This is a genomic window from Actinopolymorpha sp. B9G3 (genome assembly GCF_040120725.1).
Classification (GTDB): domain Bacteria; phylum Actinomycetota; class Actinomycetes; order Propionibacteriales; family Actinopolymorphaceae; genus Thermasporomyces.
The window spans coordinates 291102-306680 of sequence record NZ_JBEEAB010000002.1; the positions used below are offsets into that span (position 1 = coordinate 291102).

Here is a 15579-nt window from a genome sequence, read left to right on the forward strand (position 1 = left end):
GTAGGGCGGTTCCGGCCCGGCAGGTGCTTACTCGGCGGCTCGGCGGAGGGACTCGGAGAGGCGTTCGGCGGCCGCCATCACCGCAGGCGCGTGCATCCGACCCGGCTGCCGAGACAGCCGCTCCAGCGGACCGGACACCGACACCGCCGCGACGACCTTGCCGGACGGAGAGCGGATCCCGGCCGAGACCGACGCGACCCCCGCCTCCCGTTCCCCGACGCTCTGCGCCCATCCTCGCCGGCGTACGGCCGCCAACGTCGCCGCCGTGAACTTCGCGCCCTGCAGGCCGCGGTGCAGGCGTTCAGGCTCCTCCCACGCCAGCAGGATCTGGGCGGCGGAGCCGGCGTGCATGGTGAGTTGGGTGCCAACCGGGATCGTGTCGCGGAGCCCGCTCGGGCGTTCGGCGGCGGCGACACAGACGCGCCCCTCGCCCTGGCGGCGGAAGAGCTGAGCGGATTCCCCCGTGATGTCGCGAAGGCGTGCCAGGACGGGCCCCGCGGCGGCCAGCAGCCGGTCCTCACCGGCCGCGGCGGCCAGCTCCCCGAGCCGGGGACCGAGGATGAACCTCCCCTGCATGTCCCTGGCCACGAGACGGTGATGCTCCAACGCGACCGCCAGCCGGTGGGCTGTCGGCCTGGCCAGACCTGTGACCTGAACCAGCCCGGCGAGGGTGGCCGGACCCGCTTCCAGGGCACCGAGAACGAGCGCCGCCTTGTCAAGAACGCCGACTCCGCTAGAGTTGTCCATGACTCGATATTGCAGTCTCGAATTACGAGACGCAAGCCCAGAACCTGAAAAGGCCAAGGTCTGAAGGGTCGAGAACCAGTCAAACCGGACCCACGTTGGGTCGGGTCGAAACAATTGCAAAAGACCTGTCTGGAGGCACCACCATGCGGACCACCCTCGCGGAGAAGGTGTGGGAGGAGCACGTCGTACGCCGGAGTGAGGGCGAACCCGACCTGCTCTACATCGACCTCCACCTCGTCCACGAGGTGACGAGTCCGCAGGCGTTCGACGGCCTCCGCCTTGCCGGCCGCGGCGTACGGCGTCCCGACCTCACGATCGCGACCGAGGACCACAACGTCCCCACCCTGGACTTCGACAAGCCGATCGCCGATCCGGTCTCCCGCACGCAGGTCGAGACCCTGCGTCGCAACTGCGAGGAGTTCGGGGTCCGGCTGCACCGGCTCGGCGACGCCGACCAGGGCATCGTGCACATCATCGGCCCGCAGCTCGGCCTCACCCAGCCCGGCATGACGATCGTCTGCGGTGACTCCCACACCTCGACCCACGGAGCCTTTGGCGCGTTGGCGTTCGGCATCGGCACGAGCGAGGTCGAACACGTCCTCGCCACCCAGACCCTGCCCCAGAGTCGTCCGAAGACCATGGCCGTGACGGTCGACGGCATACCGCCGGAAGGCGTGACGCCGAAGGACCTCGTCCTCGCCCTCATCGCCCAGGTGGGCACCGGCGGCGGGCAGGGGCACGTCGTCGAATACCGCGGCGAAGCCATGCGCGCCATGTCGATGGAAGGCCGGATGACGGTCTGCAACATGTCGATCGAGTGGGGTGCCAAGGCCGGCATGGTGGCGCCGGACGCGACGACCTTCGCCTATCTGGAGGGTCGCCCACACGCCCCGAAGGGCAAGGAATGGGAGGCCGCTCTCGACTACTGGCGTGGCCTCACGACCGACCCCGGCGCGGAGTTCGACCGCGAGGTCCACCTCGACGCGAGCGCCCTGACGCCCTTCGTCACCTGGGGAACCAACCCCGGGCAGGGGGTTCCCCTCGGCGGCGCCGTCCCCCATCCGAGCGACTACGACGACCCGGGCGCACAGGTGTCGGCCGAGCGGGCGCTCGAGTACATGGGCCTCACGCCCGGCACTCCGATGCGCGAGATCACTGTCGACACGGTGTTCCTCGGGTCCTGCACCAACGGCCGGATCGAGGACCTGCGCGCCGCCGCCGACGTGATCCGCGGCCGCAAGGTCGCACCAGGCGTACGCATGTTGGTGGTTCCGGGTTCGGGCCGCGTACGCCTGCAGGCCGAGGCCGAAGGTCTCGACGTGTTCTTCAAGGACGCGGGAGCCGAATGGCGGGGCGCCGGCTGCTCGATGTGCCTGGGCATGAACCCCGACCAGCTCGCGCCGGGGGAGCGCAGCGCGTCGACCTCCAACCGCAACTTCGAAGGCCGGCAGGGCAAGGGCGGACGTACCCACCTGGTGTCGCCGCTCGTCGCGGCCGCGACCGCCGTCAGTGGCCACCTCGCCTCGCCCGCCGACCTGCCCACGACCTGATCCTCCGCACGATCCGAAGCTGACGGAGCCACAGCCATGGAGAAGTTCACCGTCCACACCGGCAAGGCCGCCCCGCTGCGGCGGTCCAACGTCGACACCGACCAGATCATCCCGGCGGTCTACCTCAAGCGCGTGACGCGGACCGGATTCGGCGACGGGCTCTTCGCCGCCTGGCGGGGCGATCCCGCGTTCGTCCTCAACAAGCCGGAGCACCAGGGAGCCTCGATCCTCGTGGCCGGCCCTGACTTCGGCACCGGATCCTCCCGGGAGCATGCGGTCTGGGCCTTGCAGGACGCCGGCTTCAAGGTCGTCATCGCGGCCCGGTTCGGCGACATCTTCCGCGGCAATGCCGGCAAGGCGGGCCTTCTGGTGGCACTCGTCGACCACAAGATCGTCGAACGCCTGTGGGAGTTGGTCGAACGCGAGCCGGAGACTCCCGTGACCGTCGACCTCGAACAGCGCCTCATCCTTGCCGGCGACGGCCCGGACGCGATCCGGGACTCCTTCGACATCGACGACTACACGCGCTGGCGGTTGCGCGAGGGCCTCGACGACATCGGCATCTCGCTCACGCACGTGGATCTGATCGATGCGTACGAGTCCCAGCGTCCCTCCTTGCGGCCCACGACGCTGCCAGTGAGCTCCTGAACCAGCCGGATCGAGTGGTTCAGGGGTGCGTGTCGCCCGCGACACGCCCGAACGTGACCGACTTCACCTTTTCTTGTTTTCGGCAGATCTGAGGCCGCTCGACGCCGCCCTCGGCACTGCCGAACCCTTGCTCCGATGCGGATCCGACCGATGCCGCCGCAGGTCGTCGACACGGCCGAGTCGCTGCCTGGTTGGGGCTCCGCGGCGGCGGCCTGGCGGGGATCCAAGATCAACCGAAGTCGTAGGTGTCTGCGGTCGGCGTACCTCGAAAGCCCTGTGTGGTAAGGGATATGACGGCATGTAGGCCGCTTGGGACGGCCGCTGGCGCGGGGTCGGTTGGCGACCGGAGGGGTACGAACGGCAGCCGGCCAGGTGGTCCGGGAGGGCCGCCATTCGTCAACGCCAGCAGGCGACATCGGGCCTCCCGCGGCCCGTACCCGAACCCTACGAGCGTCCGACGCGGACCCGGTTCCAAGCGCCTCCAGCCGGCCAGAACGCCGCGACACAAGGAGCATCCGGGTGAAGGTTATTGAGTAAGAGCGATACATTCCCTAACGTGCGCATGAATCGAGCGCAGGCTCGTACGATCCCGTTCACCGGAGGGAAGCAGTGAACAAATCTCAGTTGGTCGAGACGCTGGCAACGCGTTTCGAGGGCAACAAGAAGGACGCGCAGCACGCGCTCGAGTCGGTTATCGACGTGATTACGCGCGCTGTGGCGTCAGGCGAGAAGGTCGCCATCACAGGGTTCGGCGCGTTCGAGAAGATCGACCGCCCGTCCCGGATGGTCCGTAACCCCCGCACTGGCGAGCGCAAGCGGGCGAGGAAGACGTCGGTTCCGAAGTTCCGCGCAGGTGCGGAACTCAAGGCCGTCGTGTCCGGCTCCAAGAAGCTGCCAAGGCTCGCGGCCGCGAAGAAGACCGCGACGAAGACGGCAGCCAAGGCGCCCACGGCAAAGCGGGCCGCGACGAAGGCTCCGGCAAAGAAGACCGCCACGCGGTCGCCGGCCAAGCGGGCCGCCACCAAGGTGACCGCCAAGAAGACCGCCACGAAGAAGACGGCGGCCAAGAAGACGACGGCCAAGAAGGCCACCAGCAAGCGCACGCCAGCCAGGCGTGCGGCGAAGCGCTGACTGTCGCCAGCCGCAAGCCGGCAGCAGGCAAAGGGGCCGGCACCTTCTGTTGATGAAGGTGCCGGCCCCTTTGCGTTTCGTCAGTCCGTCAGGGTGTAGATCGTGAGCGATCGGATCTTGGTCGCGTCGCCGGATCCCTCGACATCGAGACGGACCCGTTGCCCGATACGCAGGTGCCGCAGGCCTGCGGTGGCGAAGGCCTCAGCGTCATAGGTCAACTCGACCCCGTCATCGGCCAACACCGTGCCGGACCGGGTCTCAGGATCGAACGAACGCACCGTCGCCTGCATGGCGCGAAGTCTATGCGCCCGGCGATGCGAGGACTATTCCCTCCTCGTGCCGAACAAACCCACTGTCACAGCAGAAGCGCGACGGCGGCCCGGGTACGTGCGCCCACCCCCAGGGTCAACGCGTCCATGAGGTCGGCCTCGGTGTCGACATCGCGGCGTACGGAGGTCATCGCGGGCAGGTCCAACTCCACCGCGCCGGAGGCGAGATGGGCCGCACGGGACGCACCACCGAAGCGGGGGGAGAACTCCGCCGTCCCTGCCGCGCAGTACAAGGTCGTACCGACGGCGTCGGCATCGGCCACGAACGACGTGGGATGTGCCAGCGCGGCATCGAGCACCGGCGCGAGCTCGTCCGGACGAAGTGCGGGCAGATCGCCCAGCATCGCTGCCACGGCACAGCCTGGCCGGCGGGCCCGCGCGCGTGCGGCGCCATGGCGGAGGGCGGCGTTGAGGCCTTCCTCCGGTTCGTCGGAGATGACGATGGCGCCGATCGCTGACAGGGCGGCACCCGACTCGTGATCATGGGTGACAGCAAGGACGTCAACCACGACAGGGCATGCCATCGCGGCGGTGACCGTGTCGAGTGCCATCGCCCGGGCAAGGTCGGTCCGGTGCTCTCCGGCGAACGGAGCAAGCCTGGACTTTCCGACCGTCGCCGGCTTGACGGGCACCACGAGGGTCCAGCCGGCCCCACCGCGGTGATCGGGGGAACTGCCGCTGCCGTTGGCACGTTCTAGCAAAGACATCGACGTCGATCCTCTCAAGTCCCAGCCCACCGGCGATCCGCAGGACTCCCGGCAGAGCACCCCGGACCCGCTGCTCGACACCACACCAGGCGTCGTTCAGACTGTGGCGGGCGAACGTAGGGTTTCCAGGACCTCGTGCCATGCGCGCCCTGACCGACCGCCCACGCCCGTCACCCCACACCGCGCGGGCCGACGAGGAGGACAGAGTGCCGCCGCCGCAGACCCCGTCACCGAAGACCCTGCCGTCACCGAAGACCGGCTTCTGCTACGACCTGGCCGCCGCGGCTGTCGTGCCCTTCATGCGTACGTTGACCAGGCGCGAGTGGCGAGGCACCGAGCACATTCCCGCCAAAGGTGGCATCGTCGCCGTCACCAACCACTTGTCGTACTTCGACCCGATCGCCATCGGGCATTTCCTGCACACCTCCGGCCGCCCGCCGCGATTCCTCGCCAAGGCGAGCCTGTTCAACATTCCTGTGGTGGGGAAGTTCCTGCGCTCGGCCGGACAGATCCCGGTGCACCGCGAGAAGCGCACCGCCGGCGACGCTCTCGCCGAGGCCTGCTCCGCGATCGACGAGGGGGAGTGTGTCGTGGTCTATCCGGAAGGGACGATCACCCGTGACCCCTCGCTGTGGCCGATGGTCGGCAAGACCGGAGCCGTACGCATCGCCCTTCGTACAGGTTGCGAGATCGTTCCCATCGCGCAGTGGGGGGCCCAGGACGTGCTTCTGCCGTACGCCAAGTTCCCGCGCCTGCTTCCACGCAAGACGATGCGGATGGCGGCGGGACCACCGGTGGATCTCTCGGCGTTCCGCGGCGACCAGGCAACCCCGTCGCTGTTGAAGAAGGCGACCGTGGTCGTGATGGACGCGATCACCGCGCTGCTCGCCGAGCTACGTGGGCAGGAGGCGCCGAACGACCCGTTCGATCCGAGCAAGTTCGACGTGCCCTCGATCGGAAACCCGTACAAGAAGCGGATTCACCAGCGATGATGGTGCCCTTTATCCGATAGCTCCGTGTGAGGGTGCCTTCATCCAGTGCCCGATTGGTGGAGGGTGCCCCTCATCCAATCGGCGGGGCGCGGTCAGCCTGACCGGTCGACGAGTTGGTCGAGGGCGGTCGAGAGGTCGGTCCAGAGGTCGTCGACGTCCTCGATCCCGACGCTCATCCGGACGAGGTTGTCTGGAATCGTCGCTACCTCGGTTGCCCAGCGCCGTCGGCGCTCGAACGTCGACTCCACGCCGCCGAGGCTCGTCGCGTGCACCCACAGCCGGGTCGTTCGGGTGAGGGCGTCCGCCGCCGCCGCACCGCCACGCAACTCGATCGCGATGATCCCGCCGTACGCCCGCATCTGCGCCGTCGCGCGCCCGTGCCCAGGATCGGACGCCAGCCCTGGATAGCGCACCCGCTCCACAGCCGGATGGGCGGCGAGGCGTTCGGCCAGGGTGACCGAGTTGGCGCAGGAGCGCTCCACGCGGAGATGGAGAGTACGCATGCCGCGCAAGGCGAGCCACGTCTCGAACGGCCCCGGTATCGCTCCGATCTTCCTCCGCCGGCTCGCGAGCTCCTCGTACAACTCGTCACCGCGCGGGGTCGGGGCCGTCACCAGTGCACCGAGTACGACATCGCTGTGCCCGGCGAGAAACTTCGTCGCCGAGTGCACGACGACATCGGCGCCTGCGTCAAGGGGTCGTTGCAGGAGCGGGGTCGCGAACGTGTTGTCGACGGCGACGACGGCTCCCGCCTCCCGCCCGGCCGCGCACAGCGTGGGCAGATCCGCCACCTCGAGCGCCGGGTTCGTCGGCGACTCGACGAGGACCAGATGGGCGCCCGGCATCGCCCGGCGTACCGCCTCGGTGTCGGCGATGTCGACCAGCCGTGCCTCTCCGAGCCGGCCGGACGTCGTGAGATCGGCGAGCTGTCCCACGGTGCCCAGGTAGGCGTGGCGGGGGGCCACGACGATGCCACCCACAGGCACCAGGTCGAGCACGGTGGCGATCGCGGCGAGCCCCGACGCGTACGCAAGGGCCCGCCCGCCCTCCAGGCCCCCCAGGACCTCCTCGAACGCCTCCCAGGTGGGGTTGGCATACCTCCCGTACTCCAGCGCGCCTCCGGCGACGTAGGTCGAGGCCAGGGTCAAGGGCGGGTTCAGCGGGGCGTCCGGCTCGTGCGCGGGGCGTCCGGCGGTCACTGTGAGTGTCGAGGGGGTGAGCGTCTCGGGGAGTTCGCGCATATGCCGATTCTTCCTGACTCATTGCGCGGCTCAACCGCTGACATTTCGCTGCCCCTGCCGAGTAGGGTCAGGGCGATGAGCGAGTTCGAGCGGAGCCTGTCGCCCCGAGCACTACCCGACGACGGGCCGTCTCCAACCGATGCCAAGCCCCGGGTCGCTGTCGTCTTCGGCGGGCGCAGTTCGGAGCATGCCGTCTCCTGCTCCACCGCGGGCAGTGTGCTGCGTGTCCTCGACCGGGACCGGTACGACGTGATCCCCATCGGCATCACCCTCGACGGGCGCTGGGTCCTCGAACGCGATGAACCCGAACACCTCGCCATCCAGGCGGGCCACCTTCCCGAGGTCGACGAGAAGGGTGCCGCCGTCGTGCTCTCCAACGACGCGGACAAAGGGCTCGTCGCCCTCGACCCTGCCTCCGGGCCGAGCAGTCTCGGCGAGGTCGATGTCGTTTTCCCCCTGCTGCACGGGCCTTTCGGCGAGGACGGCACCCTGCAGGGTCTGCTCGAGATGGCGGGCGTGCGCTACGTCGGCGCCGGCGTGCTGGCCAGCGCGATCGCCATGGACAAGCACTTCGCCAAGCAGGTCTTCGCCGCCAACGCCATTCCCGTGGCGCCCTACACCGTGCTCAAGCCCGGTGCCTGGGACCGCGACCGCCCCGCCTGCGAAGAGGCGGTTGCCTCGCTCGGCTACCCCGTCTTCGTCAAACCGACTCGCGGCGGATCGAGCATCGGCATCACCAAGGTGGGCCGGCCCGGCGACCTCGCCGACGCGGTGGAGAAGGCGCGCCAGTTCGACCCCAAGGTGCTCGTCGAGGCCGCGGTCGAGAACGCCCGCGAGATCGAGTGCGGCGTCCTGGATCGCCTCGACGGCGGCCGGCCGGAGGCGAGTGTCGTGGCCGAGATCCGGTGCGACACGGAGTTCGAGTTCTACGACTTCGAGGCGAAGTACCTCGACGACGAGGAGCACGTCAACCTGGAGGTGCCGGCCGACCTCGACGACGCGGTAGCCGACGAGGTACGCGCGCTCGCCGTCAAGGCATTCGACGCGGTCTCGGCCGAGGGGCTGGCCCGGGTCGACTTCTTCCTGCGCCAGGACGGCACCGTGATCCTCAACGAGATCAACACGATGCCCGGCTTCACTCCGTACTCCATGTTCCCGCGGATGTGGGCCGCCACCGGACTCGACTATCCCGCTCTGGTCGACCGGCTGATCCAGCTCGCCCTGCAGCGCCCCACCGGCCTGCGCTAGGACTCGCCGGGCGCGGATCGCGCTACTGGCACGGCTTCACCTGGCGCACACGGCGGTCGACGCTTGACGCGAGGTCGACCAGCGAATCGGCGGCAGGGTCGTACGCCTCTGGCACGGCGACCTCGACATAGGTCGCCCGCCCGACTGTGGTGAAGATCGTCCCGCGGGTCGCCTTCTCCGCGTACCATCCGACGCCGTTGATCTCGAAACACTCCGAGGTCGGTGTCAGCGCCTCGGGGCGGGCTACGCCGCAGCGCAACGTGATCGGCGGGTCGCCCCACGCCGCGGCCAGGGCTTCCGGTGGCTCCACCCGACGGGCCTTGCCACCGCCGACGTTGGCCGGAAGATCGTCGATCAGCGCCCGACACGCTCCCTTCGCCGCCCCACTCGGCTCCGGTGGCTCGACGCTCACCGGCCCCTGGCCGCAGCCGGTCAGGGCGAACGCCAGCGCCACACCCACCACGAGCGCGGACGTACGAAGGAATCCCGGCGTAGGACAGCGAAGAATGGCCGGACCTAGATATGGACGACGGGACAGGTGAGGGTCCGGGTGATCCCGGTGACCCCCTGCACCTTGGCGACGACGAGTCGACCCAGCTCGTCGACGTTGGTCGCCTCGGCACGGACGATCACGTCATAGGGCCCGGTGACGTCTTCGGCGAGGGTGACACCTTTGATGCGGGCAATCTGCTCTGCGACTTCGGCCGCCTTGCCGACTTCGGTCTGGATCAGGATGTAGGCCTGGACCACCACTGGTCGTCCTCCCGGGCTCGTGGCGCAGTACTCAGCGCTGGCGCGCATTCATGACGTACGCCCTGATACCGCCACCACGCGGTAGCGTCGTCGCGGAGCTCCAGGGGATCACGTCGTGGTCACGCTATCGTGGGACGTGCCACCCCGCGCGGCTCGGCCCAGCTGTCGGCCCAGCTGTCGGCGCTGCCGCGGGCCCAGTTTGGCAGTGGAGCCAGGTGCAGTGGAGCCGGTTGAACAGTGGAGCCAGGTGGCAGTGGAGCCGGTTGAACGGTGGAGCCGGCCGGGAGGGAGCGACGAGGTGGGCACGCCCGCAGGGGGACATGGCGAGACTCTCAGCGAGCTCGGTGAGTTCGGACTCATCGACATCTTCCGAGCCAGGTTGCCGGTCGGTCCGGGCGTCGAGCTCGGGCCCGGTGACGACGCGGCGGTGGTGGCCGCGCCAGACGGTCGGATCGTGGCGACCACCGACATGCTCGTCGAGGGCCGGCACTTCCGTCGCGACTGGTCAGGCGCCTATGACGTGGGCCGGAAGGCGGCGGCGCAGAATCTCGCCGACCTCGCCGCCATGGGTGCCGCACCCACGGCGCTCCTGGTCAGCTTCGGCGCGCCCGGCGACCTGCCGGCGCAGTGGGCGATCGAGTTCACCGACGGCCTACGCGACGAGTGTGACCTGGTGGGTGCGTCCGTCGCGGGTGGCGACGTCGTGTCCTCGCCGGCGGTGGTGGTAGGGATCACCGCGTTGGGCTCGCTGGAGGGGCGTCGCCCGCTCACCCGGTCCGGAGCACGCCCCGGCGACCTGGTGGCCGTCTGTGGCCGGCTCGGCTGGTCCGCGGCGGGACTCGCCGTACTAGGCCGGGGGTTCCGGTCGCCGCGGGTCGTGGTGGAGGCGCATCGCCGGCCGCAGCCGCCGTACGACGCGGGACCGGAGGCGGCGGGTCTCGGCGCGACGGCGCTCGTCGACGTCAGCGACGGACTCCTCGCCGACCTCGAGCACGTCGCCCGCGCGAGTGGCGTACGCATCGATGTGGACTCCAGCACCCTCGAGATCGGCGAACCGCTCCAGGCCGTGGCGGCGGCGATCGGTGTCGAGCCGCTGTCGTTCGTTCTGACCGGCGGGGAGGACCATGCGCTCGCCGGGACGTTCGGTCCGGACGTGGTGCTCCCAGCGCGCTGGACCGTGATCGGCCGCGTGTGCGCGGCGGGGGACGCAGACCTCGCCGCGGAGCCGGCGATGGCGACCGCGCCGACCGGTCCGCTCGTCACTGTCGACGGCGTGGCCCACGAAGGGCGGGCCGGTCACGAACACTTCCGTTGAAGGTCTGGGTGCCCGGCGCGGGCGTCCGAGGACGGCAAACGGCCGGCCATCCCGGACGGAACGGCCGGCCGTCGTGAGACCGGAGCAGGGTTTGGGGTCAGCGGCTGACCTTGCCCGCCTTGAGGCACGAGGTGCAGACGTTGAGGCGCTTCGGCGTGCCCTCGACGGTCGCGTGCACCCGCTGGATGTTGGGCTCGAACCGCCGAGCGGTGCGGGCCTTGACCTTCCGCTTCAGTGCGCGCGTACCCGTGCGGGCCACGTTGTTGCCGAACCTGGGACCCTTGCCACAAACGTCGCAGACGGCAGCCACGGCAGACACTCCTGTGCAGATTCTGGATATGGACGGTCGCCCGGCCGATCGGCGGTCGAGGGTGGCACGCACGGAAGTGACACGTACCGGCCGCGCCGACGGGGGCAACCGGTCGAGAGTATCCGACCAGGGCCACGACGCGCCAACCGGGGCGGTGGGGGTGGTGATCGGTACTCTCGCGGAGCATGAGCCCGCCGACGGGATCACGGGAGTGCCACGCGCCCATGGCCAGGCACGCTGGCGATAGGCTCGCCGATGAGGTGATCGGCCGGATCCGTGCCGCCCGAGGTCGACGCGTTCAGCTACGCCGGCGGCCAACCGCACCCAATCCAGGAATGTGGCCCCTGCGGATCGGGGTGGAGTGATGGCAAAAGTCCTTCCGTTGAAGTCCAAGACGACGCTGGGCACCCACCTGGCTGGTGTCCTCAGCGAGGGCGCGGCGCGTGGCCTGCGCGACCGCCTCGACATCGAGACCGTCGGCGACCTGCTGCGGCACTATCCACGCCGTTACGTCCAGCGCGGTGAACTCACCAACCTCGACGATCTCCGCGTCGGCGACGAGGTCACCGTCATGGCGGAGATCGCCTCGGTCACGGGCCGTCCGATCAAGATGAAGAACCGCCCGCGCAAGGGCCACATCCTCGAGGTCGTCGTCACCGACGGCCGCGGCAGGCTGTCGTTGACGTTCTTCAACCAGGCGTGGCGGGGTCACCAGCTGCAGGTCGGCCTGCGCGGGCTGTTCGCCGGCAAGGTGGAGGCCTTCCGCAGCAAACGCCAGCTCACCCACCCTGACTTCGTACTCCTCACCGATGACGAGGACTTCGACAACAACCTCACCGAGGCGTTCGCCGGGCAGCTGATGCCGATCTATCCGGCGACCACGCAGGTGGCCACGTGGACCATTGCCCGGTGCGTACGCAGGACCCTCGACGCGCTGGAGATGGTGCCGGACCCGATTCCGGCCGAGATCCGCGAACGGCACGGCCTGCTGGGTCTGCGCGACGCGTTCTTCGCCCTGCACCGGCCCGCTTCGCAGTCCGACGTCACCGCAGCCAGGAAGCGGTTCCGCTTCGAGGAGGCGTTCGTCCTCCAGGTCGAGTTGGCCCGGCGCCGGTCGGCGGCGCGGGAGCTGCCGGCCACACCGCGGGTCGCGCGAACCGACGGCGTACTGGCGGCGTTCGACGGGCGCCTTCCGTTCGAGCTCACGGCGGGTCAGCGCGCGGTCGGCGAGGCGATCGAGCACGACCTCGCCCGCGATCACCCGATGCAGCGCCTGCTCCAGGGCGAGGTCGGTAGCGGCAAGACGGTCTGTGCGGTCCGCGCGATGCTGGCGGTTGTCGACGCCGGGGGACAGGCGGCCCTGCTGGCGCCGACGGAGGTTCTCGCCCAGCAGCATCACCGCTCGATCACGCAGTTGCTCGGCCCGCTCGCCGAACGCGGGCTGCTCGGCGGCTCCGACCAGGGCACCCGGGTCGTCCTGTTGACCGGCGGACAGAGCACGGCCACCCGCCGCAAGGCGCTGCTCGACATCGCGTCCGGCGAGGCCGGCCTGGTCATCGGCACGCACGCGCTGCTCGAAGACCAGGTGATGTTCGCCGATCTGGGGCTCGTGGTGATCGACGAGCAGCACCGGTTCGGAGTGGAGCAGCGCGCCGCGCTCACCGAGAAGGCGGGCGGTGCCCCGCCGCACGTCCTGGTGATGACGGCCACGCCGATTCCACGTACGGTCGCCATGACGGTGTTCGGCGATCTCGAGGTCTCGACGCTCACCGAGCTGCCGAAGGGCAGGGGGGCGATCCAGACCACCGTCGTTCCCATCGCCGACAAGCCGTCCTGGCTCGATCGGGTCTGGGACCGGGTCCGTGAGGAGGTCGCCCAGCGTCGGCAGGCCTACATCGTCTGTCCACGGATCGGCGACGACGGCGCCGAGGAGGAGATCGTCCCACCGGACGGCACCAGTCCACCGGTGCTCAAGCTCGTCCAGGGCGGCCGCTCGCGCACCCGGGCGCCGTCGAGCCGGCCCGAGGCGGAGTCTCTTCTCGACCTCGCCGCGTCGCTGCGCGCCGGGCCGCTGGCCGACCTCCGCGTCGAGGTGCTGCACGGCCGCCTGGCATCGGATGCCAAGGATGCCGTGATGCGCGACTTCGCGGCCGGCGAGATCGACGTCCTGGTGGCGACGACGGTCATCGAGGTCGGTGTCGACGTTCCCAACGCCTCGACGATGGTCGTGATGGACGCCGACTGGTTCGGGGTGTCCCAGCTCCACCAGCTGCGCGGCCGGGTGGGCCGGGGTGGCCTGCCCGGGCTGTGCCTGCTCGTCACGAACGCGGAGGAGGGCACGCCCGCCCGCACACGCCTCGACGCCGTCGCGTCCACGTCCGACGGATTCGAGCTCAGCCGCCTCGACCTCGAGCAGCGCCGCGAAGGCGACGTCCTCGGCGCCGACCAGTCCGGCCGGCGGTCGAGCCTGCGGATGCTGGCCGTGATCCGGGACGAGAGCGTCATCGCCGACGCGCGGGCGGACGCCACCGAGGTTGTCGCCGACGATCCGCAGCTGCGTCGCGCGCCGGCCCTGCAGGAGGCGGTCAGGGCGCTGTACGAAGCCGACCGGGCCGACTATCTCGAGAAGACCTGATCTGATCTCCGCGCGCCGCCGATCCTCAGCTGTCCAGGACCGCCGTGAGGCTGGCGATCGTGTCTCCTGTCCAGGTCACCGGGTCGAAGACGTGCGCGTCGGCGTGGTCGGGCATGAGCAGCCGGCGTGGCCGCATCCCGACCGTCGCGGCGCCCACCAACTCGTTGCTGTCGCCGTCACCGACGTAGACGCAGTCGGTGGGCTCGACGCCCAACCGCTCACAGGCACGTAGGTAGATCGCCGGGTCGGGCTTCTTGACGCCGATCTGCACGGAGAACACCGGCGCGTCGACGTGGTCCGCGATCGGCAGCTCGTTCCACACCTCCGGGAGTTCGAGGGTGCAGTCGCTCACCAGACCGACGGCGATGCCACGTTCCCGCAGCGTACGAAGGACCGGCTCGGCGTCTGGTCGGAGGCGTACGTAGTCCCGCTGGGTCCGCCGTCGGACCGCGCAGGCGGCCGCGCAGCTCGTGTCGTCCACTTCGACACCGCAGGCGGCGGCGAGCCAGCGCATGGTCGACGGAAGGTCGCCATGGCGTCCGCGCGCGCGGTCCGGCCACGAGCGGTGGAGCGCCTCGGCGTAATCGTCGGCCGGGACGCCTAGGGCGGCGGCTACCTCCGCGTGTCCGGTCCTGCGTTCGGCCGCCGTGACGCTCTCGGTGAGAGTGCCGAAGAAATCGAAGATCACCGCGCTATGGCCCATGCACAGCAGGATAGGGCCGCACCCGCCGATCCATGATCATGAAAGGAAACAGGCTCTCTACGCCGCAGATCCTTCACGATCACGATCATGATCACCGACATGATCACGGCAGGTCTGGCGCGGGAATCGGGCGCGAGCTTTGAGATGATGGCGGACGATGAGCCGCATCGTCGCGGGTGAGGCCCGCGGACGCCGCCTGGCCGTACCCGACGGGCGTGACACCCGCCCCACCTCCGACCGGGTCCGCGAGGCGTTGTTCGCCTCGCTCGAAGCCGACATCGGCAGCCTGGTCGGTTGTCGCGTCCTCGACCTGTACGCCGGAAGTGGTGCGGTCGGCATCGAAGCCCTCTCCCGGGGCGCCACCGCTGTCGTCCTGGTCGAAACCAACCGTCGTGCCGCGAACGTCATCCGGCAGAACCTCCGTACTGTCGGTCTCCCTGGGGGGCAGGTCCTCACCACCAAGGTGGAGCGACTCATCGCCGAACCGCGCGGCGATCGGCAGGCGTTCGACGTGGTTTTCCTCGACCCGCCGTACGCCATGACCGGCGAAGCATTGGCGGGTGTCCTGACCCGCCTTCTCGCCCACGCGTGGCTCAGTCCCGGTGCCGTCGTCGTCCTGGAACGCTCCACCCGGTCCGGGGAGTTCGGCTGGCCGGACGGATTCGCGGCCGATCGCATGCGACGCTACGGGGATACGACCCTTTGGTACGGTCACGCCGCCGGTGAGGGCGAAGCAGCCGAGGAGTAGGAGGAGGCGTCCGTGCATCGCGCTGTCTGTCCGGGATCGTTCGACCCGGTGACCAACGGCCATCTCGACATCATCGTTCGCGCGGCCCGGCTCTTCGACGAGGTGACCGTCGCCATCGGGGCGAACCCTCGCAAGGAAGGGCTGTTCACGGTCGAGGAACGCATGGAGATGCTGCGGGAGACGACGAAGGACCTCGGGGACGTACGCATCACGACGTTCGACGGCCTGCTCGTCGACTTCTGCCGGGAGCGCGGGATCCAGGCGATCGTCAAAGGCCTGCGCGCGGTCGGCGACTTCGACTATGAACTACAGATGGCCCAGATGAACCTTCGCCTCGCCGGGATCGAGACCGTCTTCGTCCCGACGAGTCCCGAGTACTCTTTCTTGTCATCACGTCTGGTGAAGGAAGTCGCGACCTACGGCGGTGATGTCTCCGGGCTCGTGCCGGATCATGTCCACCGTCTGCTCGCGCAGAGGCTCGGTGAGGGGTGAGCATCGTGGCCGGTCACGGGGGATCCGAAC

Annotated in this window: 17 protein-coding genes; 9 read left to right on the forward strand and 8 right to left on the reverse strand. The window is 69.5% G+C overall.

The features are described from left to right. Positions 1–27: 27 nt before the first annotated feature. A complete protein-coding gene (locus tag ABNF93_RS04485) occupies positions 28–747 on the reverse strand; it encodes an IclR family transcriptional regulator (protein WP_349326233.1) in 720 nt (239 codons plus the stop codon). Positions 748–890: 143 nt separating this feature from the next. Here ABNF93_RS04485 and leuC point away from each other — a divergent pair, with 143 nt between their 5' ends. The 3 genes from leuC (at position 891) to ABNF93_RS04500 (ending at position 4076) form a co-directional block, all read left to right on the forward strand. After that, positions 891–2297: a 3-isopropylmalate dehydratase large subunit gene (gene leuC / locus ABNF93_RS04490; protein WP_349326234.1), complete on the forward strand. Its 1407-nt coding sequence runs from the start codon at positions 891–893 to the stop codon at positions 2295–2297. Positions 2298–2333: 36 nt separating this feature from the next. Beyond that, the gene (gene leuD / locus ABNF93_RS04495) at positions 2334–2945 is read left to right on the forward strand and encodes a 3-isopropylmalate dehydratase small subunit (RefSeq protein WP_349326235.1); all 612 of its coding nucleotides are present in this window, start codon (positions 2334–2336) and stop codon (positions 2943–2945) included. Between the two features lie 609 nt (positions 2946–3554). Continuing rightward, the gene (locus ABNF93_RS04500) at positions 3555–4076 is read left to right on the forward strand and encodes an HU family DNA-binding protein (RefSeq protein ID WP_349326236.1); all 522 of its coding nucleotides are present in this window, start codon (positions 3555–3557) and stop codon (positions 4074–4076) included. 80 nt (positions 4077–4156) lie between these two features. Here ABNF93_RS04500 and ABNF93_RS04505 read toward each other — a convergent pair whose 3' ends face one another. Together ABNF93_RS04505 and cofC are read right to left on the reverse strand one after the other, a co-directional pair. After that, positions 4157–4366, reverse strand: coding sequence for a cold-shock protein (locus ABNF93_RS04505; protein ID WP_349326237.1), 210 nt, complete (start codon positions 4364–4366; stop codon positions 4157–4159). Positions 4367–4431: 65 nt separating this feature from the next. After that, positions 4432–5112, reverse strand: coding sequence for a 2-phospho-L-lactate guanylyltransferase (cofC, locus tag ABNF93_RS04510; RefSeq protein WP_349326238.1), 681 nt, complete (start codon positions 5110–5112; stop codon positions 4432–4434). A gap of 140 nt (positions 5113–5252) precedes the next feature. On the opposite strand from cofC, the gene ABNF93_RS04515 reads away from it, so the two are divergent. Beyond that, a complete protein-coding gene (locus ABNF93_RS04515; protein ID WP_349326239.1) occupies positions 5253–6104 on the forward strand; it encodes a lysophospholipid acyltransferase family protein in 852 nt (283 codons plus the stop codon). 92 nt (positions 6105–6196) lie between these two features. Here the strand turns inward: ABNF93_RS04515 and ABNF93_RS04520 are convergent, their stop codons facing one another. Then, the gene (locus ABNF93_RS04520) at positions 6197–7345 is read right to left on the reverse strand and encodes a trans-sulfuration enzyme family protein (RefSeq protein ID WP_349326240.1); all 1149 of its coding nucleotides are present in this window, start codon (positions 7343–7345) and stop codon (positions 6197–6199) included. A 75-nt stretch (positions 7346–7420) separates the two neighbouring features. Here ABNF93_RS04520 and ABNF93_RS04525 point away from each other — a divergent pair, with 75 nt between their 5' ends. Next, positions 7421–8593, forward strand: coding sequence for a D-alanine--D-alanine ligase family protein (locus ABNF93_RS04525; protein WP_349326241.1), 1173 nt, complete (start codon positions 7421–7423; stop codon positions 8591–8593). A 22-nt stretch (positions 8594–8615) separates the two neighbouring features. On the opposite strand, the gene ABNF93_RS04530 is transcribed toward ABNF93_RS04525, so the two are convergent. Together ABNF93_RS04530 and ABNF93_RS04535 are read right to left on the reverse strand one after the other, a co-directional pair. Next, complete coding sequence (locus tag ABNF93_RS04530) at positions 8616–9056, reverse strand: DUF3515 domain-containing protein (RefSeq protein ID WP_349326242.1); 441 nt, start codon at positions 9054–9056, stop codon at positions 8616–8618. 53 nt (positions 9057–9109) lie between these two features. Further along, positions 9110–9346, reverse strand: a complete 237-nt coding sequence (locus ABNF93_RS04535; protein ID WP_502877533.1) for an Lrp/AsnC family transcriptional regulator — start codon at positions 9344–9346, stop codon at positions 9110–9112. Positions 9347–9644: 298 nt separating this feature from the next. On the opposite strand from ABNF93_RS04535, the gene ABNF93_RS04540 reads away from it, so the two are divergent. Continuing rightward, the gene (locus tag ABNF93_RS04540; protein WP_349326243.1) at positions 9645–10661 is read left to right on the forward strand and encodes a thiamine-phosphate kinase; all 1017 of its coding nucleotides are present in this window, start codon (positions 9645–9647) and stop codon (positions 10659–10661) included. 97 nt (positions 10662–10758) lie between these two features. Here the strand turns inward: ABNF93_RS04540 and rpmB are convergent, their stop codons facing one another. Further along, on the reverse strand, positions 10759–10971 hold the full coding sequence (rpmB, locus tag ABNF93_RS04545; protein WP_349326244.1) for a 50S ribosomal protein L28: 213 nt from the start codon (positions 10969–10971) through the stop codon (positions 10759–10761). Positions 10972–11335: 364 nt separating this feature from the next. Here rpmB and recG point away from each other — a divergent pair, with 364 nt between their 5' ends. Then, complete coding sequence (gene recG / locus ABNF93_RS04550; protein ID WP_349326245.1) at positions 11336–13606, forward strand: ATP-dependent DNA helicase RecG; 2271 nt, start codon at positions 11336–11338, stop codon at positions 13604–13606. 25 nt (positions 13607–13631) lie between these two features. On the opposite strand, the gene ABNF93_RS04555 is transcribed toward recG, so the two are convergent. Continuing rightward, entirely contained in the window at positions 13632–14309 is a 678-nt protein-coding gene (locus ABNF93_RS04555) for an HAD family hydrolase (protein ID WP_349326246.1), read from the reverse strand. Positions 14310–14466: 157 nt separating this feature from the next. Here ABNF93_RS04555 and rsmD point away from each other — a divergent pair, with 157 nt between their 5' ends. Beyond that, positions 14467–15057 (forward strand): 16S rRNA (guanine(966)-N(2))-methyltransferase RsmD, encoded by a 591-nt coding sequence (gene rsmD, locus ABNF93_RS04560; RefSeq protein ID WP_349326247.1) that lies wholly within the window; start codon positions 14467–14469, stop codon positions 15055–15057. 12 nt (positions 15058–15069) lie between these two features. After that, positions 15070–15549, forward strand: a complete 480-nt coding sequence (coaD, locus tag ABNF93_RS04565) for a pantetheine-phosphate adenylyltransferase (protein WP_349326248.1) — start codon at positions 15070–15072, stop codon at positions 15547–15549. Positions 15550–15579 lie beyond the last annotated feature (30 nt).

Bases quoted from the DNA above. Each gene is read 5' to 3' on its own strand.
- recG (WP_349326245.1), top strand. From the start codon at position 11,336: ATGGCAAAAGTCCTTCCGTTGAAGTCCAAGACGACGCTGGGCACCCAC.
- leuC (WP_349326234.1), top strand. From the start codon at position 891: ATGCGGACCACCCTCGCGGAGAAGGTGTGGGAGGAGCACGTCGTACGC.
- ABNF93_RS04520 (WP_349326240.1), bottom strand. From the start codon at position 7,345: ATGCGCGAACTCCCCGAGACGCTCACCCCCTCGACACTCACAGTGACC.
- ABNF93_RS04485 (WP_349326233.1), bottom strand. From the start codon at position 747: ATGGACAACTCTAGCGGAGTCGGCGTTCTTGACAAGGCGGCGCTCGTT.
- ABNF93_RS04505 (WP_349326237.1), bottom strand. From the start codon at position 4,366: ATGCAGGCGACGGTGCGTTCGTTCGATCCTGAGACCCGGTCCGGCACG.
- cofC (WP_349326238.1), bottom strand. From the start codon at position 5,112: ATGTCTTTGCTAGAACGTGCCAACGGCAGCGGCAGTTCCCCCGATCAC.
- ABNF93_RS04555 (WP_349326246.1), bottom strand. From the start codon at position 14,309: ATGGGCCATAGCGCGGTGATCTTCGATTTCTTCGGCACTCTCACCGAG.
- ABNF93_RS04525 (WP_349326241.1), top strand. From the start codon at position 7,421: ATGAGCGAGTTCGAGCGGAGCCTGTCGCCCCGAGCACTACCCGACGAC.
- ABNF93_RS04515 (WP_349326239.1), top strand. From the start codon at position 5,253: ATGCGCGCCCTGACCGACCGCCCACGCCCGTCACCCCACACCGCGCGG.
- leuD (WP_349326235.1), top strand. From the start codon at position 2,334: ATGGAGAAGTTCACCGTCCACACCGGCAAGGCCGCCCCGCTGCGGCGG.
- rsmD (WP_349326247.1), top strand. From the start codon at position 14,467: ATGAGCCGCATCGTCGCGGGTGAGGCCCGCGGACGCCGCCTGGCCGTA.